A 21,691-nucleotide genomic window follows, 5' to 3' on the forward strand; every position below is an offset into this window, starting at 1 on the left:
GAGCGGCTGCCCGCCACCCTGGCGCGACGTCCCCCGGCCGGGTCAGCTCACGTTGGCCGGGCCGAGCACGCTCTTCAGGTCGCCCATCAGCGCGGTGGTCGCCGCCACCCGGAACGGGCCCAGCCGCAGCGTGGTGGTCTTGCCGCCGTTGAGCAGCTTGACGTGCACCTCGGTGTCGCCGGGGTGCAGCACCAGGGTCTCCTTGAGCCGTTCCACCAGCGGTGGCGTGCAGCGGTGCACCGGGATGGTGAGGGTGACCGGCTTGTTGGCCGGGTTGCTGCTGACGTCCGGCATGGACATGTCCATCGCCATGATCCGCGGCGTGTCGTCGCGACGGTCCACCCGGCCCTTGACCACCACGATGGCGTCCTCGGCGATGTACTGCCCGATCACCTCGTAGGTGTTCGGGAAGAACAGCGTCTCCACGCCGCCGGCCAGGTCCTCCAGGGTGGCCGAGGCCCAGGCCCGGCCCTGCTTGGTGACCCGGCGCTGCACGCCGGAGAGGATGCCGGCCAGGGTGACCACCGCGCCGTCCGGGACGGTGCCCTCCTCGGAGAGGGACGCGATGGTGCAGTCCGCCGCCGCGCCGAGGACGTGCTCCAGGCCGAAGAGCGGGTGGTCGGAGACGTAGAGGCCGAGCATCTCCCGCTCGAAGGCGAGCTTGTCCCGCTTGTCCCACTCGCTGTCGCCGATGGTCGGCATGACCGTGGTGCTGCCGCCGGTGTCGGCGTCGCCGAAGCCGGCGCCGAAGAGGTCGTACTGGCCGACCGCCTCCTTGCGCTTGACGTCGGCGTACGCGTCGATCGCGTCGGCGTGCACGGCGAGCAGGCCCTTGCGGGTGTGCCCGAGCGAGTCGAAGGCGCCGGCCTTGATCAGGGATTCGATGGTCTTCTTGTTGCAGGCCACCGCGTCCACCTTGGCCAGGAAGTCGTAGAAGTCGGCGTACTCGCCCTTCTCCTCCCGGCACCGCATGATCGCGGCCACCACGTTCGCGCCGACGTTGCGGACGGCGGCGAGGCCGAACCGGATGTCCTTGCCGACCGGGGTGAACGGCCCGGCCGAGGTGTTCACGTCCGGCGGCAGGACCTGGATCCGCATCCGGCGGCACTCCGACAGGTAGAGCGCCATCTTGTCCTTGTCGTCACCGACCGAGGTGAGCAGCGCCGCCATGTACTCGGCCGGGTAGTGCGCCTTCAGGTACGCCGTCCAGTACGACACCAGCCCGTACGCGGCGGAGTGCGCCTTGTTGAAGGCGTAGCCGGCGAACGGGACCAGCACGTCCCACACCGCCTGGATCGCCTCGTCGGAGTAGCCGCGCTCGCGGCAGCCGTCCCGGAACGGGATGAACTCCTTGTCGAGGATCTCCTTCTTCTTCTTGCCCATCGCCCGGCGCAGCAGGTCGGCCTGGCCCAGGGTGTAGCCGGCGAGGATCTGCGCGGCGCGCTGCACCTGCTCCTGATAGACGATCAGGCCGTGGGTGGGCGCCAGGATCTCCCGCAGCGGCTCCTCCAGCTCCGGGTGGATCGGGGTGATCTCCTGGAGGCCGTTCTTGCGCAGCGCGTAGTTGGTGTGCGAGTCGACGCCCATCGGGCCGGGCCGGTACAGCGCCAGCACGGCGGAGATGTCCTCGAAGTTGTCCGGCTTCATCAGCCGCAGCAGGGAGCGCATCGGCCCGCCGTCGAGCTGGAACACGCCGAGGGTGTCACCCCGGGCCAGCAGCTCGTACGCGGCCTTGTCGTCCAGCGACAGGGCCAGCAGGTCGAGGTCCCGGCCGTGGTTGAGCTGGATGTTCTTGACCGCGTCGTCGATGATCGTCAGGTTGCGCAGGCCGAGGAAGTCCATCTTCAACAGCCCGAGCGACTCGCAGGTCGGGTAGTCGAACTGGGTGATGATCGCCCCGTCGGCGTCCCGGCGCATCAGCGGGATGTGGTCGATGATCGGCTCGGCGGACATGATGACGCCGGCGGCGTGCACGCCGGTCTGCCGGATCAGCCCCTCGATGCCCTTCGCGGTGTCGATGACCTTCCGGACGTCCGGGTCGGACTCGTAGAGGCCACGGATCTCGCCGGCCTCGGCGTAGCGCGGGTGCTTCGGGTCGAAGATGCCGGAGAGCGGGATGTCCTTGCCCATCACCGCCGGGGGCATCGCCTTGGTGATCCGGTCGCCGACCGCGTACGGGAAGCCGAGCACCCGGGCCGAGTCCTTGATCGCGGCCTTCGCCTTGATCGTGCCGAAGGTCGCGATCTGGGCGACCTTGTCCTCGCCCCACTTGTCGGTGACGTACTTGATCACCTCACCGCGCCGGCGCTCGTCGAAGTCGATGTCGACATCGGGCATGGAGACGCGCTCGGGATTGAGGAACCGCTCGAAGATCAGGCCGTGCGGGATCGGGTCCAGGTCGGTGATGCCCAGGGCGTACGCGACCAGCGAGCCGGCGGCCGAGCCACGGCCCGGGCCCACCGCGATGCCCTGGTTCTTGGCCCACTGGATGAAGTCGGCGACCACGAGGAAGTACGAGGGGAAGCCCATCTGGTTGATGACGCCCAGCTCGTACTCGGCCTGCACGACGTGCCCCTCCGGGATCCCGTTGGGGTAGCGGCGGGCCAGGCCGGCGAAGGTCTCCTTGCGGAACCAGGACTCCTCGGTCTCCCCCTCGGGCACCGGGAAGCGCGGCATCAGGTTGTGGAACTCGAACATGCCGGTCGGGTCGACCTTCTCGGCGACCAGCAGGGTGTTGCGGCAGCCCTGCTGCCACAGCTCGGAGGAGTCGACCGCGCGCATCTGCTCGGCGGACTTGATGAAGTACCCGCCGCCCTCGAACCGGAACCGGTTCGGGTCGTCGATGTTGCTGCCGGTCTGCACGCAGAGCAGCACGTCGTGCGCGGTGGCCTGGGCCTCGTGGGTGTAGTGCGAGTCGTTGGTGACCACCGGCGGGATGTCCAGCTTGCGGGCGATCTCGGTGAGCCCGTCGCGGACCCGGCGCTCGATCGAGAGGCCGTGGTCCATGATCTCCAGGAAGTAGTTCTCCTTGCCGAAGATGTCCTGGTAGCTGGCGGCGACCTTGAGCGCCTCGTCGAACTGGCCCAGCCGCAGCCGGGTCTGCACCGCGCCGGAGGGGCAGCCGGTGGTGGCCATGATGCCCTCGGCGTGCTCGGCGATCAGCTCCATGTCCATCCGGGGCCACTTGACGTAGTGGCCCTCCATGGAGGCGCGCGAGTTGAGGGTGAAGAGGTTCTTCAGGCCGGTGGCGTTCTTCGCCCACATGGTCTTGTGGGTGATGGCGCCGTTACCCGAGACGTCGTCGCTCTTCTGCTCCGGCCGGCCCCACTTGACCCGCGCCTTGTGGAAGCGCGACTCCGGCGCGACGTACGCCTCGACACCGAGGATCGGGGTGATGCCGGCGGCCATCGCCTGCTTGTAGAAGTCGTTCGCGCCGTGCATGTTGCCGTGGTCGGTGATCGCCACCGCCGGCATCCCGAGCCGGTTCGCCTCGGCGAAGAGGTCCTTGAGCCGGGCCGCCCCGTCGAGCATCGAGTACTCGGTGTGTACGTGCAGATGCGCGAACGAATCGCCCATGCGTGGCGCCCCCCCGGGTCGGTCTCATGGGTGGTCGGAAGTCGGTCGGCCCACCCTATCCCCGGGCCCACGGGCGGCTCCAGCAGCCGCGCGGACAGACCGCCGCCGGGTGGTGTGGATCTCCCTGGGAGCCCGCCCGAGCCGGTCGCGGCCGGGTCGGCTGCCCGACTCGGGGATCCCGGGAAGGCCGGCGCCGCCGTAGCCTGGACGGCACGGCGCACCGGCGGACCGGGGACGGTGTGATGCTTCTCGCGGACGACATCGACGACCTGGCCAGGGCAGCCGCGCGCGGCGAACCGGGCGCGGTCGACGCCCTGCTGGCGGCCGTGCGTCCCGAGGTGCTGCGGCTCTGCGCCCGCCTGCTGCCCCACCGGGAGGACGCCGAGGAGGCGTGCCAGGACGCCCTGCTCGCCCTCGCCCGGGGCATCGACCGGTTCGAGGGCCGATCGTCGTTCCACACCTGGCTCTACCGGCTCACCGCCAACCGGGCCCGGTCGACGTACCGGGCGCTGCGCCGGCGCTGGCTGGTCGAGTCCGGCGGCGTGCCGCTGCCCGATCCGCCCGACCCGAGGCGCACCAGCGTGGTCGCCGGCACCCGGCTGGACCTGCTCGACGCGCTGGACGCGGTGCGCCCCGAACTCGCCGAGGCGGTGACGCTGCGCGACGTGCTCGGGCTGAACTACCGCGAGATCGCCGCCCTGCTCGACGTGCCGGAGGGCACCGCGAAGTCCCGCGTCCACCTGGCCCGCCGGCAGGTCCGGCAGCGGATGTCCGGTGACTGAGAGCGGGGACCGCCTGGCCGCCGCCCTGCTCGCGTCGGCCCGCCGGTGGGTGGTTCCGGTGGCCACGCTGGGCGTGCTCACGTCGGTGGCGGCCTGCGGGCAGACCCCGGTCGCGCCGCTGCCGGTGCGACCGCCGACCCCGGCGGCCACCCCGTCGACCCCCGCCGCGCCGGCCCCGTCCGCACCGCCCGGCCCGGCCACCCCCGCCGCCACGCCGCGACCGCCCGCCCCGGTCGGACCCGCGCCGACCCGCGGCAGGGGTACGCGCTCACCGTCGCCCAGCCCGCGGTCGAGCGCCTGCCTCGGCCCGGTCCGCTACGACCTGGTCCTCGCCGAGACCGAGGTGGCCCTGCTGAAGTCGCTGTGTCTGGCCGCCGGTGGGGTGCTGCGCATCCAGGGCATCGGCCCCGGCGAGGTGACCGTGGACCGCGAGGACCTGGTCTCCCGCAGCTACGAGGCCGGGGTGCAGGACATCCGGTTCCTGCGCGCCGGCACGGTCCGGGTGACCATCCCGCAGGGCGGCGAGGCGCACACGGTCGCCGTGGTGGTGGTCTAGTCGCCGGTGGCGCGCACCCGCACCCCGGCCAGCAACGCGTCCACGAAGTCCGTCCCGCCGCCGGGGGGCGGCGCGACCTGCACGTAGAGCAGGGCGTCCCGGCCGGCGGCGAGGCCGGCCGCCTCGACCAGCACCGGCCGGCCGGCCGGGCAGGCGTACCGGGCCACCACCCAGTCGACGCCGGCCTGCCGGGTACGCCGCACCGGCGCGGCCACACAGTCCGCGTGCGGGCGCTCGGCGACGAACCCCTCCGGCGTGGTACGCCGGGCGGCGCTGGCGGAGAGGCCGACGAAGGCGCCCGGCACGTCCGGGTCGGCGGCCCAGCGGCCCGGGTCGGCCGCGACGATCAGCGCCGGTTCGAGCCTGCCGTCGTCGTCGTACTGTCCGGCCCAGCCGGTGCCGGTGGCCCGCCACCCCGCCGGCAGCGCGACACTGAGCGGCCCACTGGTCCCCCGGCTGCCGTCGGGGTGGGGCAGGCCGCCGTCACCGGCCAGGGCGCCCAGCGCGACGAGCGTCAGGGCGCCCGCACCGGCCAGGCCGAACCGGCGGGCCGGCCCCCGCCCCCGGCGGGCGGCCGGCGCGGCGCTCCCGGCCAATGGCGGGTAGGTCCGGTGTCCCGCGCTCCTCCCCCGGTCGGCCGGGTGTCCGGTGCCCGTCGCCCGGTCGGCCCCATGTTCCGCGCCCGCCGCCCGGTCGGCCCGGCGCCCCCCGTGCGACCCGAGGCCGGAGGGGTGCCCGTCGTCCGCGTCGCCGTCGGCCGGGGAGGTGGCGCGGCGCAGTGCCGCCCGGAAGGCGTCGGCGTCCGGGTAGCGGTCGGCGGGGCGGAGCGCGGTGGCCCGGTGCAGCACCGACGGCACGGCGGCCGGGACGCCCTGCCGCCACCGGGGTGTCGGGCCGGGAGCGCCGTCGGGGTCGCCGAGCAGCCGCAGCCCGAGCCGACCCAGCCCGAACACGTCGCTGCGGGTGTCCACCACGGCCAGTGGGTCGTCCTGCTCGGGGGCCATGTAGCCGGGCGTCCCGGCCCGGGCGGTCAGCCCGGACGCGGCGGCCAGGGCCTTGGCCAGTCCCAGGTCGGCGATGAGCACCCGCTCGCCGGTCGGACCGGAGGCGAACAGGATGTTGCCCGGGGTCAGGTCGCGGTGCACCACCCGGTGCCGGTGCAGGACCGCGACCCCGGCGGCGATCTCGCCGAGCAGGGCCAGCGCGTCCGCCGCCGGCAGCGGCCCCGTGCCCAGCCGGTCCCGCAGGCTACCGCCGTCCGCCCAGGCCAGCACCGCGTACGGGCGGCCGTCGGGCAGCTCGCCGACGCCGTGCACCCGGACCAGCCGGGGGTGGTCGAGCCGCCGCAGCAGCCGCGCCTCGTCCAGGAACCGTTCCCGCACCCGCAGGTCGTGACTCCAGTTCTCGGCCAGCACCTTGATCGCCACCCGGGAGTCCAGGACGGGGTCGTGGCCCAGCCAGACGGTCGCGAACGAGCCCGTGCCGAGCAGTCGCTCGATCCGGTAGGAGCCGATCCACGCCGGAGTGCTCATCGCCCCACCCTCGTCGGCAGTCCCCGCTGCGACGGTAACCGGTGCGGACGGGTGGCGGAGACCGCCCGGGACGGGGGTCCGCCCGACCCAGAGCGGCCCGGTCGGAAACCCGACGAACCGATGTGGCCGGCGGGGAGACGAACAAGACGACAGGACAGCACCACCACGAAGGAGTTCCGTCATGAACCGTCTGTCGTCCACCGTCCTCACCGGCGCGCTGGCCCTCTGCGCCGTCGTACCCGCGCTGGCCGGCCCGGCCGTCGCGCGGCCCGCCGCCGACGCTCCGACCGCCGTGCGCCCCGGCACCGCCGCCGCCGCTCCGACCCGCTCCGGCACCGCCGCCGGGGCCCCGGCCGCCGTCGCCGCCGCGTCCACCGACCGCGCCGAGCGGCGTCGTCCGGCCCAGGCCACGATCGTCCAGGTCGCCGGTTCGGTCGACCTGCTCAGCGTCCGGGGCGCCGGACCGTTCCGGATCGGCGCGAGCCTTACCCGGCTCTCGGCCGCCGGCCTGATCGACTGGACGGCCGCCGGCTGCGCCGGCGTGGTCCACGCCGGCGTCACCGGCGACTGGGCCGGGAAGATCATGCTCGCCTTCCGGGACGGGCGACTGGTCGCGGTCGGCACCGCCACCGCGCCGCCCCGCTCGCCGGCCGGAGCGAGCGTCGGCATGTCCTTCGCCGAACTGGAGGAGATCTACGGCCGGCGCGGTGAGCTGATCAGCAACGACGCCGGCGACGCCACGGCGTACCTGGTCCGGTTCGGCAGCCGGGTGGAGCTGTTCACCGGACACCCGATCCGCCCCGGCGTCGGCTGGTTCGAGGCCGGGCGCGCGGACTTCGTCGAGCGCGGCTTCCGGCAGGGCCAGTCCTGCTGAACGACCGCACCGAGGGGCGCCGGCATCCCGCCGGCGCCCCTTGTCGGCGGAGCGACACATCGTTCCCCTCCGGCACGACACTATTGGGCTCGGCAGTACTGTGTGGCACACAGTATGGTGTGACGCATGGTTAGCGAGGAGATCCTGCGGACCCATCTCCAGGAGTTGCGCCGCGGCACGGTGGTGGTGGCGAGCCTGGTCGCCCTGCGGCACCCCGACTACGGCTACGCGCTGCTGCAACGGCTGGCCGCGCACGGCTTCCCGGTCGACGCCAACACGCTCTACCCCCTGCTGCGCCGACTCGAGGAGCAGGGCCTGCTGACCAGCGAGTGGAACACCGAGGAGAGTCGCCCGCGCAAGTTCTACCGCACCAGCGAGGTGGGCGAGGCCGTGCTGCGCCGACTCCTCGACGACCTCGCCGCCGTGCAGACCTCCGTCGCCGGGCTGATCGAAGGAGTGGACCGATGAGTTCCCTGACCGACCGCTACGTCGCCGCCACCCTGCGGGCCGTGCCCGCACCACGCCGGGCGGAGATCGCCACCGAGCTGCGCGCCTCCATCGAGGACATGATCGACGGCCGGACCGCCTCCGGGGAGGACGCCGCCGCGGCCGAACGCGAGGTGCTGACCGAGATGGGTCACCCGGAGCGGCTCGCCGCCCGCTACGCCGACCGCCGGCTCCAACTCATCGGCCCCACCTACTACCTGGTCTGGCAGCGGTTCCTGAAGGGGCTGCTCGCCGTCGTCCCCGCCACCGTCGGCGTGGTGGTGGGCGTGGTCAAGGCGACCGTCGAGGGCGAACCCGGCCCGGCGATCGGCGCCGGCGTCACCGCCGCCCTCCAGACGGCGGTGCAGATCGCCTTCTGGGTCACCCTGTGCTTCGCCGTGCTGGAACGGACCGACACCTCGCTGAACCTGCCCGACTGGACCGTCGACCAGCTACCCGAGAGCCCGGTGGAGCGGGACGTACGACTCACCGACACCTGCGCGGCGGTGGCGATGTTGCTGCTCACCCTGGCCTTCCTGCCCTGGCAGCACTTCCAGTCCTGGGTGACGGACACCGACGGCGGGCGGATCCCCCTGCTCGACCCGGCGCTGTGGCGCTCCTGGCTGCCGGTGCTCGCGGCGGTGCTGGTCGCGAGCCTGGCGCTGGAGATCGCGAAGTACCGCGCCCGGCGGTGGACCTGGCCGCTGGTGGCCGTCAACGCCGCGCTCGACCTGGCCTTCGCCGTGCCGGTGGTGGTGCTGCTGCTCACCGACCGGCTGCTCAACCCGGACCTGGTCGCCCGGTTCGCCTGGCTGCGCGAGGGCGAACACCTGGAGACCGTCGCCACGGTGTCGGTGGTGGTGATCGCCGTGATCACGCTCTGGGACGTCGTCGACAGCGTGCTGAAGGCCCGCCGCCGCGACGCCTGAGCAGAGGCATCCGGCCCGGCGCACACGGGGGCGCCGGGCCGGACCCGTTCAGCGCCGACCGGCCCGCCACTCGCGGGCCAGCAGGGCGTACACCGCCTCGTCGGTCCACTCCCCCTTGACCAGCTCGTTCTCCCGCAGGTGCGCCTCCCGGCGCATGCCGAGTCGCTCCAGCACCCGGGCCGAGGCGGTGTTGCGGGCGTCCAGCCGGCCGACGATCCGGTGCAGGCCCAGCTCGTCGAAGCCCAGCCGCAGCATCTCCCGGGCCGCCTCGGTGGCGTAGCCGTGGCCGGCGTGGTCGGGGTGCAGGACGTACCCGATCTCGCCCTGCCGGTGCGCGACGCTGGTCCAGATCAGCAGCACGTCACCGATCACCGCGCCGGTCTCCCGCAGCACCAGCGCCAGGTTCAGCACGTCGCCCTCCGCGCGCAGCGCCACCCGGGCGCACTTGCGAACCAGCGCCTCCCGGCTGGCGGCCTCGTCGTTCGGCGCGAAGTAGAGGTAGCGGGTGACGTCGGCGCGGGACTGGTAGCCGTGCAGGGCGGCGAAGTCGTCGGCGGTGAACAGCCGCAGGTCGAGGCGTTCGGTGCGCAGCGGGAGGTCGGGGACGAGCATCCCGGCAGGCTACGGCGGGAGCGGGTGGCCGGTCAGCCGAGTTTCGCCGCCGCCTTCAGCAGGGAACGGTGTCCCAGCCGGCCGGCAGGCGCGGCCCGTCCCAGGACGGGTCCGGCCGCCAGTGCGCCCAGCCCTCGTCCCACCAGCGCCGGCCCACGTCGAGCAGGGCGGCGATCCGGTCCCCCTCCCCGCGGATGGCGTCGGCCATGCCCGGGTAGCGCCCCTCGGTGAGGCGCTGGGCGAACATCTCCACGTCCTTCCAGACGTACCGGTCGGCGCCCGCCGGCCACCACAGGTCCAGCTCGTGGTCGAGGGTGTCCACCCCGATCGGGGTACGCCGGAACGGGTCCTGGAGGTTGAAGTACCAACCGGCGAAGGCGCGGTCCTCGCCGGACCAGAAGACGTCCACCGAGTGCGCCTCACCCGGGCGCTGGAGCATCAGCTTGCCGTGCCCGGACCAGGCCGTGTGGCCGGCGGTCTGCCAGGGGTGCCGTCCACACGGGAAGGTGCCGCCCTCCGGGAAGCCGAACTCGGCCCCCGGCGGCAGGTAGAGCGCGAGCAGGTCGGCGGAGTCCTCGACGCAGATGGTCGGGCAGCCGAACCAGACCTCGCCGCGCAGCACCTCCCGCCGGACGACCACGTCGCCCGGCGGGAATCGCCGTCCGGTCACCGGGGTCAGGCGTCGACCGCGGCCATGACGTCGTCGGAGACGTCGAAGTTGGCGTAGACGTTCTGCACGTCGTCGCAGTCCTCCAGCACGTCGATCAGCTTGAAGACCTTGCGCGCGCCGTCGGCGTCCAGCGGCACGTTGACGCTGGGGATCAGCGAGGACTCGGCCGACTCGTACTCGATCCCGGCGTCCTGCAGGGCGGTGCGGACCGGAATCAGGTCGGTCGGCTCGGAGACCACCTCGTACGCCTCGCCGAGGTCGTTGACCTCCTCCGCGCCCGCGTCGAGCACGGCCATCATGATGTCGTCCTCGGTGGTGCCGGCCTTGGGGACGATCACCACGCCTTTGCGGGAGAACATGTACGACACCGAGCCGGCGTCGGCGAGCGAGCCGCCGTTGCGGGTCAGCGCGGTACGGACCTCGGTGGCGGCCCGGTTGCGGTTGTCGGTCAGGCACTCGATGAGCATCGCCACGCCGTTCGGGCCGTAGCCCTCGTACATGATCGTCTGCCAGTCGGCACCGCCGGCCTCCAGGCCGGAGCCCCGCTTGACCGCGCGGTCGATGTTGTCGTTCGGTACCGAGTTCTTCTTGGCCTTCTGGATGGCGTCGTAGAGCGTCGGGTTACCGGCCGGGTCGCCGCCGCCGGTGCGCGCCGCGACCTCGACGTTCTTGATCAGCTTGGCGAACATCTTGCCGCGCTTGGCGTCGATGACCGCCTTCTTGTGCTTGGTCGTCGCCCACTTTGAGTGGCCGGACATCTGTTACCTCCGTTGCTACCCGCCGTCGCATCGACCGCACCGCACGCGCCCCCGCTCCCGCCGGCGCACGCGGAGGTGCCGGTCAGCCCTGGTGGAAGCCGTGGCGGGCAGATGGCCCTGCCGAATCTCGGCAATCCTACCGACGCCCGGCGGCCCGCTGTCACCGCGCCGCGCGCCTCCGGCCGCCCCGCCCGCCCGGAACGGGACGGACGGGACGAAACGGCTGGCCTGGTCAGGGTCCGAAGCCGTACGAACCCAGCACGGTGAACCCGGACGTGGACCGCTCCTCGCACCGGTTCTCCAGCCCGGGCCGGTAGCGGCGGAACGACTCCAGCCCCGGCAACGGCCCCGGCAGCTCGGGTGCCATGGCGATGTCCACGAAACTCCGCTCGTCGTCCAGCTGAAGCGTCACGTACCGCAGCCCGGCCGGCCGGACCCGGGCCACCTCCTCGTGGACGGCCCGGAGCAGGAGCAGGTGCTCCGACAGGTGCTCGGCACGGACCCGGTAGCGGATGAGGATGGTTTCCATGCTCACCGCACCCGCTCCGGGCTGCCGGCCACCGCCACCGGGTCGCCCGAGCGCGGCTCGCGCGCCCGGATGACGATCTCCGTCAACATCGCCGACACGTCAGCCGCCCGCCCGGCGGCCGGCGCGATCCGCCCCGGTGCCGTCGGGTCGCCCGGATCCGACCCGGAGAAGTCGAAGTCGGTGAAGACGGTCAGGGCGGCCACCGCGGGCACGACCACCGCCCGAACCTCGGCCAGGATCTGCCGCAGGTGCTCGCCGGCCCGGGTGCCGCCCTGCACGCCGTAGCTGAGCACCCCGGCCGGCTTGCCGTTCCACTCGACGAACAGGTAGTCGACGGCGTTCTTCAACGCGGCGGGGACCGAGTGGTTGTACTCCGGCGTCACGAACACGAACGCGTCGCAGGCCGCAATCGCGGCGGACCAGCGACGCGTGTGCGGATTGCGGTAGTCGCCGAACATCGCCGGCACCGGCTCGTCGAGCAGCGGCAGGGCCTGCTCCGCCAGGTCCAGCACCTCGACGACGGCGGTGCCGGCGCGCACCGCGTCGTGCCGCGCCGCCACCTCCGCGACCCACCCGGCGACCGCCGCGCCGCGCCGGCCGGGACGGGTGCTTCCCACGATCAGGCCGATCCGGACCGGCCCTGTTGTCTGTGTGTTGTCCATGCCGAGGAGCCTGCGGCCGACCCGTCGGCGTGGGGAGGCCGCCGCGAGGGTGTCCCCGACAGGGCCACCCACGTTCCGCGGGACGCTGTCAGACTGGCTCGGTGATGGACGGAGAGTTGGGCGCGTTCCTGCGCAGCCGCCGAGAGGCCGTGCAGCCAGCCCAGGTCGGCCTCGCCACCGGCGCCCGACGGCGCACGCCCGGGCTGCGCCGGGCCGAACTGGCAACGCTTGCCCAGGTCAGCATCGAGTACCTGACCCGCCTGGAACAGGGCCGCGACACCCGGCCGTCGCCCGAGATCCTCGCCGCGCTCGCCGACGCCCTGCTGCTCGACGACGCCGACCGCGAGCACCTGCGGCAGCTGGCGGCGGCCAACCACAGTCGCAGTCTGTGCCCTGGCGAGCGGCCGGCGGTCTCCCGCACGGTCCGCCCGACCGTCCGCGCGGTGCTCGACGCGCTGCGGGACTCCCCCGCGTACGTGCTCAACCGGCTCGGCGACGTGCTGGCCTGGAACGATCCGTTCGACCGCCTGGCCCGCCCCCTGGGCCTGTTCGACGGCCACCGCCCCAACCTGGTGTGGTTCGTGCTGTCCGATGAGCGCGCCCGCGACCACTTCCCGGACTGGGCGCAGCTGGCCGACCACCAGGTCGCCGAGCTGCACCGGCTGCGCCAGGGCGACCGGGCCACCGACGACTTCGCCGAGCGGCTCGCCCGCACCGTCGGCGCGCCCTTCACGCAGCGGTGGCAGCGGCGGCCGGTGACCGCGCCGGTCACCGGCGTACGGGGTCTGCGGCATCCGGAGGTGGGGCTGCTGCGACTGACGTACGAGACGCTGGAGTTCGCCGACAGCGACCACCAGCGTCTCGTCGTCCACCTGCCCGCCGACGCGGCCACGGCGGCCGGGTTGGACCGGCTGCAGGGCCGCCTGCCGGGGCACCTGCGGTCGGTGGCCGGCTGAGGTTCGACGACGGCACCTCCGGTCGACGGAACCCCGTCGGCCGTCCGTCGGGACCGGTCAGCGGGCGGCCCGCACCAGCTCCACGAAGTACGCGTGCACGCGCAGGTCGCCGGTCAGCTCGGGGTGGAACGAGGTGGCCAGCAGATTTCCCTGCCGGACCGCCACGATCCGCCCGGCCGTGGGGCCCTGGGTGACCGTGCCGAGCACCTCGACGCCGTCGCCGACCCGCTCCACCCACGGGGCCCGGATGAAGACCGCGTGGAACGGCTCTCCGGCGACCCCGGCGATCTCCACCGGCGCCTCGAACGAGTCGACCTGCCGGCCGAACGCGTTGCGCCGCACCGTCATCTCGATGCCGGCGAAGCCGCGCTGGTCGGGCCGGCCGTCCAGGACCTCGGTGGCCAGCATGATCATGCCGGCGCAGGACCCGTAGACCGGCATGCCACCGGCGATCCGCTTGTCGATCGGCTCGCGCATCTCGAAGATGTCGGCCAGCTTGCTGATCGTGGTGGACTCGCCGCCGGGAATGACCAGCCCGTCGACCGCGTCCAGCTCCTGTGCACGGCGTACCGGGCGGGCGTCCGCGCCGGCCCCGGCCAGGGCCGCGACATGCTCGCGGACGTCTCCCTGCAGGGCGAGCACACCGATGACGGGTGCGTCGCTCATGTGAGCGCTCCTTCTGGTTCCTGCGCGACGGCGGGCCGGCGCACCGGCCCGCCGTGCGTTCCCGGTCCCGGCGTACGCCGGAACCTGCTCACCAACCGCGCTCGGCCAGGCGGTGCGGCTGCGGGATCTCGTCGACGTTGATGCCGACCATCGCCTCGCCGAGGCCGCGGGAGACCTTGGCCAGCACGTCCGGGTCGTCGTGGAAGGTGGTGGCCTTGACGATCGCCGCGGCGCGCTGGGCCGGGTTGCCGGACTTGAAGATGCCGGAGCCGACGAAGACGCCCTCGGCGCCGAGCTGCATCATCATCGCGGCGTCGGCCGGGGTGGCGATACCACCGGCGGTGAAGAGCACCACCGGCAGCTTGCCGGTCTCGGCGACCTCCTTGACCAGCTCGTACGGGGCCTGGAGCTCCTTGGCGGCGACGAACAGCTCGTCGGCCGGCAGCGAGCTGAGCCGGGCGATCTCCTGCCGGATCTTGCGCATGTGCATGGTGGCGTTGGAGACGTCACCGGTGCCGGCCTCGCCCTTGGAACGGATCATCGCCGCGCCCTCGGTGATCCGGCGCAGCGCCTCGCCGAGATTGGTCGCGCCGCAGACGAAGGGGACGGTGAAGGCCCACTTGTCGATGTGGTTGGCGTAGTCGGCCGGGGTGAGCACCTCGGACTCGTCGACGTAGTCGACGCCGAGGGACTGCAGGATCTGCGCCTCGACGAAGTGGCCGATCCGGGCCTTGGCCATGACCGGGATGGAGACGGCGTTGATGATGCCGTCGATCATGTCCGGGTCGCTCATCCGGGACACCCCGCCCTGGGCGCGGATGTCGGCGGGCACGCGCTCCAGCGCCATCACGGCGACGGCGCCGGCGTCTTCGGCGATCTTGGCCTGCTCGGGGGTGACCACGTCCATGATCACGCCGCCCTTGAGCATCTCGGCCATGCCGCGCTTGACGCGGGCGGTGCCGACGAGGGAGGTGGCGCTGGCGTTCTGGGAGGTGGTTTCGGGCACGGGTTATCGCTCCTCGGACGTGCTCGGGGGGTGGCTACGGCTGATGCTACGGCGGGTGCAACGCCGGGCCGACAGCCAATCAGACCCCCGGTGGCCTGCACTGTGGCTGCCATCACCCGGGATCGGACACCCCACCCGGACCGCCGCCGAACCGGGCAGCCGGCACCACCGGTGCCGAAAGCCGACGTCAGCTCGCGGGAGCCTCGGCGGCGACCACGAGCGTCGGGTCGTCGACGTCGAAGTAGCGGGGCCACGGGTGCCGGCGCCCCATCCGGCACAGCCGCACCAGCGGCCGGCTGCGCGCCGCCCGGGCGTCGCGGACCAGGTCGGTGTGCACCTGCCGGGCCAGCGCCAGCCGCCGGCTGGCGGCGATCACCGCCTCGCAGACCGGGTCGGCCGGGTCCAGCCGCACCGTGCGCAACTGCCGGGTCAGGTCGTTCTCGGCGGCCTCCCGCTCCTCCGGCGGGGCGTCCAGCGCGATCCGCGCCGCCGCGTACAGCTCGACGCCGTAGCGCCGCTCGGCCAGCACCGCGGCGGCGGCCGCCCGGCGCAGCAGGTGCGCGTCGAGGGCCCGGGCCGCGGACTCCGCCCGGGACTGCAGCCGCTCGACCCGGCCGGCCGTCCAGACCAGGTACGCCGCGACCAGGGCGACGACCACCGTCGCGCCCACCACCCACCACATGTGCGGCATCGTAGTGCTCACACCGCCCCGCCCAGCCCCACCCATTCCTGGTCGATGACCCGGCCGTCGGTGGCCTCGATGGCTGCGGCGTAGACCTCCAGGACCCGGCGGGCGATCACCGGCCAGTCGTAGTGCGCCACCACCTCGTCGCCGCAGGCGGTCAGGGCGGCCCGGCCCTGCGGGTCGTCGAGCAGGTCGGCCAGGGCGGTACGCAGCGCGGCCGCGTCCCCGGTCGGGAAGAGCCGGCCGGCCCGCCCGCCGTCGAGCACCCGGCGGAACGCGTCGAGGTCGCTGGCGACCACCGTGGTGCCGGCGGCCAGCGCCTCGGTGAGGATCATCCCGAAGGACTCCCCGCCGGTGTTCGGGGCGACGTAGAGGTGCACGCTGCGCAGCATCCGGGCCTTCTCCTCCTCCGGCACCATGCCGAGGAAGGTCACCCGGTCGCGCAGCTCGGCCGGGAACCGCCCGAACAGGTCGTCCGGGTCACCAGGACCCGCCACCAGCAGGCGCAGGCCGGGCCGGTGCGGCGCCAGCGCGACGAAGGCGTCGCGCAGGATCGGGAACCCCTTGCGGGCCTCGGTGAAGCGGCCGAGGAAGCCGAGCGTGCCGCCGGTGCCCGGCGCGCACTCCCCCGGCCAGCCGGGCAGCGGCTGCACGCCGGCGAACTTCGCCACCGCGACCCCGTTGGGGATCTCCACCGCGCCGCCGTCCATGTGCTCGACCTGGACCTTGCGGGCCAGGGCGCTGACCGCGATCCGGGCGGTGATCCGTTCCAGCACGATCTGCAGGACGCCCTGCGCGGCGGCGAGCACCCGGGACCGGGTCATCGCGGTGTGGAAGGTCGCCACCACCGGGCCGTTCGCGGAGAGCACCGCCAGCATCGACAGGCTCAGCGTCAGCGGCTCGTGCACGTGCAGCACGTCGAAGTCGCCCCGGGTGAGCCAGCGGCGCACCCGGGCGGTGGAGACCGGGCCGAACGCGATCCGGGCCACCGACCCGTTGTACGGCAGCGGCACGGCGCGCCCCGCCGAGACCACGTACGGCGGCAGCGCCGACTCCTCGTCGGCCGGGGCGAGCACGCTCACCTCGTGACCGAGCCCGATCAGCGCCTCGGCGAGGTCCATGACGTGGTTCTGCACCCCACCGGGTACGTCGAAGGAGTACGGGCACACGATGCCGATCCGCACGTAGGCGCCCTTCCCGTCAGGCCTGGCCGGTGACCGGCGCGGGTGGTGTCGCGCCGCTGTCCGTGCTCCGCTGGTCCAGCCACATCCGCTGCAACATGTGCCAGTCTTCCGGATGCCGGGCGATGCCCGCCGCCAGAGCGTCGGCAATCCGCTGGGTCAGCAACCGGACCCGCTGGTCCAACGGCGCCGAGTCCGGGTCCGGCAGCGGCAGCGGACCCTCGAGCGAGGCGCACGCGGCGTCCGGTTCGTACCACATCGACGCGACGTAGAGCGGGGCGCCGGTGCGGACCGCCAGCAGCGCGGGGCCGGCCGGCATCCGGGTCCGGCCGCCGAAGAATTCGACCTCCACCCCACGGGCGGAGAGGTCCCGGTCGGCCAGCAGCGGCACCACCGTGCCGTTGCGGACCCGGTCCACCAGCACGTCGAAGGCGGGCCGGTCGCCGCCGTGGGTGGGCAGGATCTCCATGCCCAGGCCCTGCCGGAAGGCGAGGAAGCGCTCGTAGACCGCCTCGGGCTTGAGCCGCTCGGCGACGGTGGTGATCGGCCAGCCGGTGGCGGCGACCCAGGCGCCCGCGGCGTCCCAGTTGCCGGCGTGCGGCAGGGCGACCACCGCGCCCCGGCCGGCGGCCACGTCGGCGGCGAGCAGGTCCACCCCGGCCGGGTCCAGCCGGAACCCGGCGAGGATCTGGGCACGGCTCAGCGCCGGCAGCCGGAACGCCTCCATCCAGTACCGGGCGTACGAGCGCATCCCGCGCCGGACCAGCGCGTCCAGCTCCGCCTCGGGCAGGTCGGGGCCGACCACCCGGCGCAGGTTGGCGCGCAGTCGGGCCGTACCCGGGCCGCCTCGGCGGTGGGCGCGGTCCGCGCCCGCGGAGAAGGCCGCGGCCACCACGGGCCGGGGCAGCGCGCGGGCCAGGCGCCAGCCGGCGACGTAGCCGAGCTCGGTGAGGTTCACTCCTTGCCGACCAGCTGGGCCTGCCGGTACACGTGCGCCATGCGCTGCCCCACCGTGAAGATCGAGACGGCGGCGAGCAGCCAGAGCGCGACCTCCAGGGCGTGGTCCACGCCGAGCCCGGTGAGCAGGCCGCCCACCCCGACGATCAGCAGTCGCTCGGTGCGCTCGGCGATGCCCACGTTGCCGGTCATGCCGAGCCCCTCGGCACGGGCCTTGACGTAGGAGACCAGGCTGCCGGCGGCCAGGCAGAGCAGCGCCGCGGCCACCCCGGAGTAGTCGTGCTCGGTGGCCAGCCAGTACGCCACCGCGCCGAAGACGGCGCTGTCGGCGATCCGGTCCATGCTCGAGTCGAGGAAAGCCCCGAACCGGGTGGCGCCGCCGCTCATCCGGGCCATCGTCCCGTCGAGCAGGTCGGTGAGCGCGAAGACCGTCACGATGAGGGCGCCGGCGACCAGGTCACCCCGGGCGCCGAAGCCGAGGGCGCCGACGAGCACGCCGAGGGTGCCGGTCACGGTGACCGCGTTGGGGGACACGCCGGCGCGGAGCAGGCCGCGCGCGACCGGCTCCACGACGCGGGTCATCCCCGCGCGGGCCGTCACTTGGAAGATCTTCGCCATGGCGGTCCCACGATAACGGCCGGCAGCGGTCGGCGACACAGCCGGTCGTCCGACCCGCGTGGCGCAGGCTTGTGTCGGGTCGGTAACGGGTGTGAGATCGGGTGTGGGGGGTGAGCCAGCTCACCGGTTCACCCGGCTGAATAACCGTCGTCCAGGAGAGCACCGGAGGATATCGCCGCGGCACCCGCCCGGGCCCGCTTCCCCGTCGCGCGCGGCGGTCGCCACCAACCACGCTGAGGGAGGTGCGCCGCGATGGCGCAGAAGAACCAGGAGAAGGGTGTCACCGGCGCGGCGCCGGTGGTGACCGAGCCCGGCAGGGTTCGCAACGTGGTGCTCGTCGGGCACTCCGGGGCGGGCAAGACGACCCTGGTCGAGGCGCTGCTCGCGGCCAGCGGCACGATCGGCCGGGCCGGCAGCGTCACCGACGGCACCACCGTCTGCGACCACGACCCGGCGGCGGTACGCCAGCAGCGCTCGGTGAGCCTGGCCTGCGCGCCGCTCATGCACCAGGGCGTCAAGGTCAACCTGCTGGACACCCCGGGGTACGGCGACTTCGTCGGCGAGCTGCGGGCCGGCCTGCGGGCCGCCGACGCCGCGCTGTTCGTGGTCTCCGCCGCCGACGGGATGGACATGGCCACCGCCGCCCTGTGGGAGGAGTGCGCCGCGGTGGACATGCCGCGGGCCGTCGCGGTCTCCCGGCTGGACCACCCGCGCGCCGACTTCGACGAGGCGGTGGCGCTGTGCCAGCGGGTGTTCGGCGACAACGTGCTCCCGCTCTACCTGCCGATGCTGGGCGACGACGGCGTGTCGGTGGCCGGCCTGATGGGCCTGATCACCCGCCGGGTCTTCGACTACTCCGCCGGGCTGCCCGCCGCCGTGCGCGAGCCGGACCCGGAGCACCTGCCGGCGATCCTGGAGTCCCGCAACGAGCTGATCGAGGGGGTCATCGCCGAGAGCGAGGACGAGACCCTGATGGACCGCTACCTCGGCGGCGAGGAGATCGACACCGAGGTGCTGATCACCGACCTGGAGAAGGCGGTCGCCCGGGGCCACTTCTACCCGGTGGTGCCGGTCTGCGCGGAGACCGGCGTGGGCCTGGACGCGCTGCTGGACGGCCTGGTCGCCGCCTTCCCGTCCCCGCTGGAGCACGAGGTGCCCGCGGTCACCGGCGTGGACGGCTCGCCCCGGCCGCCGCTGAGCTGCGACCCGGACGGCCCGCTGGTGGCCGAGGTGGTCAAGACGACCGTCGACCGGCACGTCGGTCGGGTCTCGCTGGTACGGGTCTTCTCCGGCACGCTCCGCCCCGACCAGGTGGTGCACGTCTCCGGGCACGGCATGGCCGAGCGCGGGCACCCCGACCACGACGCCGACGAGCGGGTCGGGCACATCTACACCCCGCTGGGCGCGACGCTGCGCGAGGTGACCACCTGCGTGGCCGGCGACCTCTGCGCGATCACCAAGTCGGGCAGCGCGGAGACCGGCGACACCATCTCCGCCAAGGAGGAGCCGCTGCTCGTCGCCCCCTGGACGATGCCCGAGCCGCTGCTGCCGGTGGCGATCGTGGCGAAGAGCCGGGCCGACGAGGACGCCCTGGCCCGCAACCTGGGCCGGCTGGTCGCGGGCGATCCGACGCTGCGCCTGGAGCGCAACCCGGAGACCCACCAGCTGGTGCTCTGGTGCATGGGCGAGGCGCACGCCGACGTCGTCCTCGACCGGCTGCGCAGCGGCGGCGTCGAGCTGGAGACCGAGCCGGTCCGGGTGGCGCTGCGCGAGACGCTGACCGTCGGTGGCCGGGGCCACGGCCGGCACGTCAAGCAGTCCGGCGGCCACGGCCAGTACGCCGTCTGCGACATCGAGGTGGAGCCGCTGCCGCGCGGCGGAGGCTTCGAGTTCGTCGACCGGGTGGTCGGCGGGGCGGTCCCGCACAACTACATCCCGTCGGTGGAGAAGGGCGTGCGGGCGCAGATGGAACGCGGCCTGGTGGCCGGCTACCCGGTGGTGGACCTACGGGTCACCCTCGTCGACGGCAAGGCGCACAGCGTCGACTCCTCCGACGCGGCCTTCCAGACCGCCGGCGCGCTCGCGCTGCGCGACGCCGCCGAGAAGGGGCAGCCGGCGCTGCTGGAGCCGGTGGACGAGGTGGTCATCCGGGTGCCCGACGGCTCGGTCGGCGCGGTGCTGGGCGACCTGTCCAGCCGGCGCGGCCGGGTGCTCGGCACCGAGCCCGACCCGGACGCCGACGGGCGCAGCCTGGTCCGCGCCGAGGTGCCCGCCACCGAACTGCTCCGCTACGCGGTCGAGCTCCGCTCGATGACCCACGGCACCGGCACCTTCACCCGCGACTTCGCCCGCTACGACCCCATGCCCACCCACCTCGCCGACCAGGCCCGCAAGGAACACACCACCCGCACCTGACCCACCCCTCCCCCTTCGCCGCGCGCTTTCCGAGAAAGCGTGGCTGTTCCTCGCCGAATGGCCACGCTTTCTCGGAAAGTGCGCGGCCCAGCGGTGCGGGCTGGGGCGAGCGGGGAGGGGTCAGGGGCGGGCGGTGGGGATGGGGGGCATCGGCCAGTGGGGGCGGTCGGCGTCGCGCAGGGCGGCGGTGCGCAGGGCGGCGAGCTGACGTTCGACCTCGGCGAAGTGGTCCGGGGCGAGCGGGCCGAGGCGCAGGGCGGCGGCGTTCTCCTCGACCTGGGCGACCGTGCGGCAGCCGGGGATCGGCACCGTGCGGGCGCTGCGCGCCCAGATCCAGCCCAGCGCGCCCTGGCTGAGGGTGCGCCCGTCCGCCGTGAGGGCGCCACGTACCGCCGCCACCCGGCGCAGCCACTCCGGCGCCGGGCGCCCGCCGCGGAACCACTCCAACCAGGTCGGGGCGACGCCGCGTACGTCGTCGCGGGGCAGCGTGGACGTCGCGGTGTACTTGCCGGTGAGCAGCCCCATCCCGAGCGGGCTGCGGTTGACGCTGGCCAGGTCGTGCTTGTCGCAGACGGCCAGCATCACCGGGGTGTCCCGGAGCACGGAGAGGGTGTGCTGCACGGCGGTGGCGTGCGGGGCCGCCTCGGCGAAGGCCGCCGCCCGGTCGGCCCGGTCGGTGCTCCAGCCGTACGCGCGGACGAGTCCCTCGGCGACCAGGTCCTCCAGCGTGCCGAGCAGCGCCTCCACCCGGGGCAGCGGCAGGTCGCCCAGGTGCAGCTGGTAGAGGTCGATCCGGTCGGTGTCCAGCCGACGCAGTGAGTCGGTGACCGCCCGGCGCAGGTACGCCGGGGACGGGTCCTCCCCGGTGGCTTGGCGGGTCTGCTCGTCGAAGGTGTAGCCCCACTTGGTGGCGATCACGGCCTCGTCCCGCCGGCCGGCGAGCGCCCGGCCGAGGACCCGCTCGCCGTGCCCGGCCCCGTACGTGTCGGCGGTGTCGAAGAGGGTCACGCCGAGGTCCAGCGCACGCCGTACGGCCCGGACCGACTCCTCGTCGTCGACCCGGCCCCAGCCCAGCGGGCGGGCGCCCTCGGCCCAGGGGCCACCGATCGCCCAGCACCCCATGCCGAGGGCGCTGACCTCGATGCCGCTGCGGCCCAACGTCCGCGTCGTCACTGCCATCGCCGCATCCTGCCACCTCTACCCGACAGACGGGCGGGAACGTCACCTGTCGTGCAGGATCG

The 21,691-nt window shown here is 73.8% G+C and carries 21 protein-coding genes; 7 read left to right on the forward strand and 14 right to left on the reverse strand.

The window, feature by feature from the left end:
- Positions 1-42 precede the first annotated feature (42 nt).
- A complete protein-coding gene (dnaE, locus tag FHX75_RS09595) occupies positions 43-3,576 on the reverse strand; it encodes a DNA polymerase III subunit alpha (RefSeq protein WP_154938207.1) in 3,534 nt (1,177 codons plus the stop codon).
- Between the two features lie 242 nt (positions 3,577-3,818).
- Here dnaE and FHX75_RS09600 point away from each other — a divergent pair, with 242 nt between their 5' ends.
- Together FHX75_RS09600 and FHX75_RS09605 are read left to right on the forward strand one after the other, a co-directional pair.
- Entirely contained in the window at positions 3,819-4,358 is a 540-nt protein-coding gene (locus tag FHX75_RS09600; RefSeq protein ID WP_154938209.1) for an RNA polymerase sigma factor, read from the forward strand.
- Positions 4,351-4,914, forward strand: a complete 564-nt coding sequence (locus FHX75_RS09605) for a hypothetical protein (protein WP_246157813.1) — start codon at positions 4,351-4,353, stop codon at positions 4,912-4,914. The genes FHX75_RS09600 and FHX75_RS09605 overlap by 8 nt, the downstream gene beginning before the upstream one ends.
- Here the strand turns inward: FHX75_RS09605 and FHX75_RS09615 are convergent.
- Positions 4,911-6,446 (reverse strand): serine/threonine-protein kinase, encoded by a 1,536-nt coding sequence (locus FHX75_RS09615; protein ID WP_246157814.1) that lies wholly within the window; start codon positions 6,444-6,446, stop codon positions 4,911-4,913. The two genes, FHX75_RS09605 and FHX75_RS09615, sit on opposite strands and share 4 nt — an antisense overlap.
- Positions 6,447-6,627: 181 nt before the next feature.
- Here FHX75_RS09615 and FHX75_RS09620 point away from each other — a divergent pair, with 181 nt between their 5' ends.
- The 3 genes from FHX75_RS09620 (at position 6,628) to FHX75_RS09630 (ending at position 8,735) form a co-directional block, all read left to right on the forward strand.
- The gene (locus FHX75_RS09620) at positions 6,628-7,320 is read left to right on the forward strand and encodes a hypothetical protein (protein ID WP_154938213.1); all 693 of its coding nucleotides are present in this window, start codon (positions 6,628-6,630) and stop codon (positions 7,318-7,320) included.
- 126 nt (positions 7,321-7,446) lie between these two features.
- Positions 7,447-7,788, forward strand: coding sequence for a PadR family transcriptional regulator (locus FHX75_RS09625; RefSeq protein ID WP_154938215.1), 342 nt, complete (start codon positions 7,447-7,449; stop codon positions 7,786-7,788).
- Complete coding sequence (locus FHX75_RS09630) at positions 7,785-8,735, forward strand: permease prefix domain 1-containing protein (RefSeq protein ID WP_154938216.1); 951 nt, start codon at positions 7,785-7,787, stop codon at positions 8,733-8,735. The genes FHX75_RS09625 and FHX75_RS09630 overlap by 4 nt, the downstream gene beginning before the upstream one ends.
- Positions 8,736-8,783: 48 nt before the next feature.
- Here the strand turns inward: FHX75_RS09630 and FHX75_RS09635 are convergent, their stop codons facing one another.
- The 5 genes from FHX75_RS09635 to FHX75_RS09655 form a co-directional block, all read right to left on the reverse strand.
- Entirely contained in the window at positions 8,784-9,347 is a 564-nt protein-coding gene (locus tag FHX75_RS09635) for a GNAT family N-acetyltransferase (protein ID WP_154938217.1), read from the reverse strand.
- Between the two features lie 55 nt (positions 9,348-9,402).
- Positions 9,403-10,017, reverse strand: a complete 615-nt coding sequence (locus tag FHX75_RS09640) for a ribonuclease FAU-1 family protein (protein ID WP_170285322.1) — start codon at positions 10,015-10,017, stop codon at positions 9,403-9,405.
- A 5-nt stretch (positions 10,018-10,022) separates the two neighbouring features.
- Positions 10,023-10,775: a YebC/PmpR family DNA-binding transcriptional regulator gene (locus tag FHX75_RS09645; protein WP_154938218.1), complete on the reverse strand. Its 753-nt coding sequence runs from the start codon at positions 10,773-10,775 to the stop codon at positions 10,023-10,025.
- Positions 10,776-11,007: 232 nt separating this feature from the next.
- Positions 11,008-11,304, reverse strand: coding sequence for a hypothetical protein (locus tag FHX75_RS09650; protein ID WP_154938219.1), 297 nt, complete (start codon positions 11,302-11,304; stop codon positions 11,008-11,010).
- A 2-nt stretch (positions 11,305-11,306) separates the two neighbouring features.
- Positions 11,307-11,966 (reverse strand): NADPH-dependent FMN reductase, encoded by a 660-nt coding sequence (locus FHX75_RS09655; protein WP_154938220.1) that lies wholly within the window; start codon positions 11,964-11,966, stop codon positions 11,307-11,309.
- Between the two features lie 104 nt (positions 11,967-12,070).
- On the opposite strand from FHX75_RS09655, the gene FHX75_RS09660 reads away from it, so the two are divergent.
- Positions 12,071-12,922 (forward strand): helix-turn-helix transcriptional regulator, encoded by an 852-nt coding sequence (locus FHX75_RS09660; RefSeq protein ID WP_246157815.1) that lies wholly within the window; start codon positions 12,071-12,073, stop codon positions 12,920-12,922.
- Positions 12,923-12,979: 57 nt separating this feature from the next.
- Here the strand turns inward: FHX75_RS09660 and pdxT are convergent, their stop codons facing one another.
- The 6 genes from pdxT to pgsA all read right to left on the reverse strand — a co-directional run bounded on the left by pdxT (position 12,980) and on the right by pgsA (position 18,035).
- Positions 12,980-13,588: a pyridoxal 5'-phosphate synthase glutaminase subunit PdxT gene (gene pdxT, locus FHX75_RS09665; RefSeq protein ID WP_154938222.1), complete on the reverse strand. Its 609-nt coding sequence runs from the start codon at positions 13,586-13,588 to the stop codon at positions 12,980-12,982.
- Positions 13,589-13,676: 88 nt separating this feature from the next.
- Entirely contained in the window at positions 13,677-14,594 is a 918-nt protein-coding gene (gene pdxS, locus FHX75_RS09670) for a pyridoxal 5'-phosphate synthase lyase subunit PdxS (RefSeq protein ID WP_154938223.1), read from the reverse strand.
- Positions 14,595-14,781: 187 nt separating this feature from the next.
- Positions 14,782-15,276, reverse strand: a complete 495-nt coding sequence (locus FHX75_RS09675) for a hypothetical protein (protein WP_211364372.1) — start codon at positions 15,274-15,276, stop codon at positions 14,782-14,784.
- 17 nt (positions 15,277-15,293) lie between these two features.
- Complete coding sequence (locus FHX75_RS09680) at positions 15,294-16,463, reverse strand: glycosyltransferase family 4 protein (RefSeq protein WP_154938224.1); 1,170 nt, start codon at positions 16,461-16,463, stop codon at positions 15,294-15,296.
- 16 nt (positions 16,464-16,479) lie between these two features.
- A complete protein-coding gene (locus FHX75_RS09685; RefSeq protein ID WP_154938225.1) occupies positions 16,480-17,418 on the reverse strand; it encodes a phosphatidylinositol mannoside acyltransferase in 939 nt (312 codons plus the stop codon).
- Entirely contained in the window at positions 17,415-18,035 is a 621-nt protein-coding gene (gene pgsA, locus FHX75_RS09690; protein WP_154938226.1) for a phosphatidylinositol phosphate synthase, read from the reverse strand. The genes FHX75_RS09685 and pgsA overlap by 4 nt, the downstream gene beginning before the upstream one ends.
- Before the next feature lie 252 nt (positions 18,036-18,287).
- Here pgsA and FHX75_RS09695 point away from each other — a divergent pair, with 252 nt between their 5' ends.
- Positions 18,288-20,450 carry an elongation factor G-like protein EF-G2 gene (locus FHX75_RS09695; RefSeq protein ID WP_154938227.1) on the forward strand — a complete coding sequence of 721 codons (2,163 nt, stop codon included), beginning with the start codon at positions 18,288-18,290 and terminating at the stop codon, positions 20,448-20,450.
- A gap of 120 nt (positions 20,451-20,570) precedes the next feature.
- Here FHX75_RS09695 and FHX75_RS09700 read toward each other — a convergent pair whose 3' ends face one another.
- Positions 20,571-21,629, reverse strand: a complete 1,059-nt coding sequence (locus FHX75_RS09700) for an aldo/keto reductase (RefSeq protein ID WP_154938228.1) — start codon at positions 21,627-21,629, stop codon at positions 20,571-20,573.
- Positions 21,630-21,691 lie beyond the last annotated feature (62 nt).

Source organism: Micromonospora palomenae, assembly GCF_007829925.1.
Classification (GTDB): domain Bacteria; phylum Actinomycetota; class Actinomycetes; order Mycobacteriales; family Micromonosporaceae; genus Micromonospora; species Micromonospora purpureochromogenes.

What these genes read in the sequence shown, in the direction of transcription:
- dnaE (WP_154938207.1), bottom strand. Translation starts at nt 3,576, where the DNA reads ATGGGCGATTCGTTCGCGCATCTGCACGTACACACCGAGTACTCGATG.
- FHX75_RS09600 (WP_154938209.1), top strand. Translation starts at nt 3,819, where the DNA reads ATGCTTCTCGCGGACGACATCGACGACCTGGCCAGGGCAGCCGCGCGC.
- FHX75_RS09615 (WP_246157814.1), bottom strand. Translation starts at nt 6,446, where the DNA reads ATGAGCACTCCGGCGTGGATCGGCTCCTACCGGATCGAGCGACTGCTC.
- FHX75_RS09620 (WP_154938213.1), top strand. Translation starts at nt 6,628, where the DNA reads ATGAACCGTCTGTCGTCCACCGTCCTCACCGGCGCGCTGGCCCTCTGC.
- FHX75_RS09625 (WP_154938215.1), top strand. Translation starts at nt 7,447, where the DNA reads ATGGTTAGCGAGGAGATCCTGCGGACCCATCTCCAGGAGTTGCGCCGC.
- FHX75_RS09630 (WP_154938216.1), top strand. Translation starts at nt 7,785, where the DNA reads ATGAGTTCCCTGACCGACCGCTACGTCGCCGCCACCCTGCGGGCCGTG.
- FHX75_RS09635 (WP_154938217.1), bottom strand. Translation starts at nt 9,347, where the DNA reads ATGCTCGTCCCCGACCTCCCGCTGCGCACCGAACGCCTCGACCTGCGG.
- FHX75_RS09645 (WP_154938218.1), bottom strand. Translation starts at nt 10,775, where the DNA reads ATGTCCGGCCACTCAAAGTGGGCGACGACCAAGCACAAGAAGGCGGTC.
- FHX75_RS09650 (WP_154938219.1), bottom strand. Translation starts at nt 11,304, where the DNA reads ATGGAAACCATCCTCATCCGCTACCGGGTCCGTGCCGAGCACCTGTCG.
- FHX75_RS09655 (WP_154938220.1), bottom strand. Translation starts at nt 11,966, where the DNA reads ATGGACAACACACAGACAACAGGGCCGGTCCGGATCGGCCTGATCGTG.
- FHX75_RS09660 (WP_246157815.1), top strand. Translation starts at nt 12,071, where the DNA reads ATGGACGGAGAGTTGGGCGCGTTCCTGCGCAGCCGCCGAGAGGCCGTG.
- pdxT (WP_154938222.1), bottom strand. Translation starts at nt 13,588, where the DNA reads ATGAGCGACGCACCCGTCATCGGTGTGCTCGCCCTGCAGGGAGACGTC.
- FHX75_RS09675 (WP_211364372.1), bottom strand. Translation starts at nt 15,276, where the DNA reads ATGTGGTGGGTGGTGGGCGCGACGGTGGTCGTCGCCCTGGTCGCGGCG.
- pgsA (WP_154938226.1), bottom strand. Translation starts at nt 18,035, where the DNA reads ATGGCGAAGATCTTCCAAGTGACGGCCCGCGCGGGGATGACCCGCGTC.
- FHX75_RS09695 (WP_154938227.1), top strand. Translation starts at nt 18,288, where the DNA reads ATGGCGCAGAAGAACCAGGAGAAGGGTGTCACCGGCGCGGCGCCGGTG.
- FHX75_RS09700 (WP_154938228.1), bottom strand. Translation starts at nt 21,629, where the DNA reads ATGGCAGTGACGACGCGGACGTTGGGCCGCAGCGGCATCGAGGTCAGC.